This window comes from Staphylococcus sp. CoH_129_LAB_1 (genome assembly GCF_058191515.1).
This window is the reverse complement of record NZ_JBXWKZ010000047.1, coordinates 1-3,172: the sequence shown is the minus strand read 5'-3', so window position 1 is coordinate 3,172 and position 3,172 is coordinate 1. Positions and strand designations below refer to the sequence as shown.

At 37.3% G+C, this 3,172-nt stretch carries 1 protein-coding gene and 1 pseudogene; both read left to right on the top strand.

What is annotated here, in order from left to right:
- Positions 1-1,153 (top strand): annotated as a pseudogene (locus AC2FB1_RS10725) (hypothetical protein); the annotation flags it as partial.
- A partial coding sequence (locus AC2FB1_RS10720) for an E domain-containing protein (RefSeq protein WP_490675233.1) occupies positions 1,068-3,172 on the top strand: 2,105 nt, incomplete at its 3' end. The pseudogene AC2FB1_RS10725 and the gene AC2FB1_RS10720, both read left to right, overlap by 86 nt.

The following is a 3,172-nucleotide window of genomic DNA, read 5'->3' as shown; positions in this document are numbered from 1 at the left end:
AACAACAAAAGAAGCGCCATCAAGTGAAGAAAACACAGAAGACGTAACAACAAAAGAAGCGCCATCAAGTGAAGAAAACACAGAAGAAGCAACAACAAAAGAAGCGCCATCAAGTGAAGAAAACACAGAAGAAATAACAACAAAAGAAGCGCCATCAAGTGAAGAAAACACAGAAGACGTAACAACAAAAGAAGCGCCATCAAGTAAAGAAAATAGAGAAGACGTAACAACAAAAGAAGCGCCATCAAGTAAAGAAAATACAGAAGAAATAACAACAAAAGAAGCGCCATCAAGTAAAGAAAATAGAGAAGACGTAACAACAAAAGAAGCGCCATCAGCAGAAGAAACAAACAAAGTAGCAACAGAAGAAGAAGCACCAGCAGTTGAAGAAACAAATGCTAAGAGCAATTCAAATGCTCAACCAGCAGAAACTGAGAGAACTCACGTTGTAGATACAGTTGCTAAAGATTTATATGAAAAATCTGAAGTTACAGAAGCAGAGAAAGCTGAAATTGAAAAAGTATTACCAAAAGATATTTCAAATTTATCTAATGAAGAAATTAAAAAAATAGCTTTAAGTGAAGTACTTAAAGAAACAGCTAACAAAGAAAACGCACAACCAAGAGCAACATTCCGTTCAGTAAGCAGAAATGCTAGAACAACAAATGTTAACAATTCAGCAACAGCATTAAGAACAGCTGCACAAGACACAGTTACTAAAAAAGGAACGGGTAACTTTAAAGAATATGGAGATATAATCCATAAAACGTATAAAGAAGAATTCCCTAAAGAAGATAAGCTAACTGCATTCAATACAAACTTCAATCCTAATACAGGAACTAAAGGCGCATTAGAATATAATGATAAAATAGATTTTAATAAAGACTTTACAATTACTGTTCCAGTAGCAAATAACAACCAAGGTAATACAACAGGAGCAGATGGTTGGGGCTTTACCTTTACTCAAGGAACTGGTCAAGACTTTTTAAACCAAGGTGGTATTTTAAGAGATAAAGGTATGGCAAATGCATCCGGTTTTAAAATTGACACCTCATACAATAATGTTAATGGCAAAGTCGACAAAATCGATGCAGATAAGAAAAAATCTAAAAGAAATTGGCGCAGCGAAAATTGGTTACGGTACATTTGTTAGAAACGGTGCAGATGGTGTGACTAGCCAAGTAGGAACTGATGCTCTCAATTCAAAAGATAACCCTGTAAATAAAATAATTTATGCAGATAATAGTACTAATCTAAATGATGGAAAATTCCATGGTCAAAGATTAAATGATGTAGTATTAAATTACGACGCAGCCACAAGTACAGTAACTGCTACATATGCAGGTAAGACTTGGAAAGCTACTACAAATGATTTAGGAATCGACAAATCTCAAAAATATAATTTCTTAATTACTTCAAGTCATATGCAAAATAGATATTCTGATGGAACTATGAGAACAAATCTTGAAGGTGTAACAATTACAACGCCTCAAGCTGATTTAATTGATGATGTGGAAGTAACGAAACAACCAATTCCTCATAAAACTATTCGTGAATTTGATCCAACTCTAGAACCAGGATCACCTGATGTTATTGTACAAAAAGGTGAAGATGGAGAATCAACAACAACTACACCAACTAAAGTTGACCCTGATACAGGAGATGTAGTTGAACGTGGTGAACCAACAACAGAAGTAACAAAAAATCCAGTTGATGAGATTGTACACTTTGCACCTGAAGCAGTGCCTCAAGGACATAAAGATGAATTTGATCCAAACGCACCGAAAGGTAGCGAAGAAGAAGTTCCAGGTAAACCAGGTATCAAAAATCCAGATACAGGAGAAGTGGTAACACCTCCAGTGGATGACGTAACAAAATACGGTCCAGTTGATGGCGATCCAATCATAGAAAAAGAAGAGATTCCATTTGATAAAAAACGTGAATTTGATCCAAACTTAAAACCTGGTACAGAAGAAGTCGTACAAAAAGGTGAAAATGGAGAAAAAACAACAACAACACCAACTACGAAAAATCCATTAACAGGAGAAAAAGTAGGCGAAGGTGAACCAACAGAAGAAATCACAAAAGATCCAGTGGACGAAATCGTACATTATGGCGGTGAAGAAGTACCACAAGGTCATAAAGATGAATTTGATCCAAACGCACCGAAAGGTAGCGAAGAAGAAGTTCCAGGTAAACCAGGTATCAAAAATCCAGATACAGGAGAAGTGGTAACACCTCCAGTGGATGATGTAACAAAATACGGTCCAGTTGATGGCGATCCAATCATAGAAAAAGAAGAGATTCCATTTGATAAAAAACGTGAATTTGATCCAAACTTAAAACCTGGTACAGAAGAAGTCGTACAAAAAGGTGAAAATGGAGAAAAAACAACAACAACACCAACTACGAAAAATCCATTAACAGGAGAAAAAGTAGGCGAAGGTGAACCAACAGAAGAAATCACAAAAGATCCAGTGGACGAAATCGTACATTATGGCGGTGAAGAAGTACCACAAGGTCATAAAGATGAATTTGATCCGAACGCACCGAAAGGTAGCGAAGAAGAAGTTCCAGGTAAACCAGGTATCAAAAATCCAGATACAGGAGAAGTGGTAACACCTCCAGTGGATGATGTAACAAAATACGGTCCAGTTGATGGCGATCCAATCATAGAAAAAGAAGAGATTCCGTTTGATAAAAAACGTGAATTTAATCCAGATCTAGAACCTGGTACAGAAAAAGTCGTACAAAAAGGTGAAAATGGAGAAAAAACAATTACAACACCAACTACGAAAAATCCATTAACAGGAGAAAAAGTAGGCGAAGGTGAACCAACAGAGGAAATCACAAAAGAACCAGTTGATGAAATAATTGAGTATGGTCCAGACATCGACAGCGATAGCGACTCTGACTCAGACAGCGATTCAGACTCAGACAGTGATAGCGACTCAGATTCAGACTCTGACTCAGATAGCGACAGTGATTCAGACTCTGACTCAGATAGCGATAGCGACTCAGACTCAGACAGCGATTCAGACTCTGACTCAGACAGTGATAGCGACTCAGATTCAGATAGCGACTCAGACTCAGATAGCGACTCAGATTCAGATTCTGACAGCGACAGCGATTCAGATTCTGATTCAGATAGCGACAGTGATTCAGACTCTGA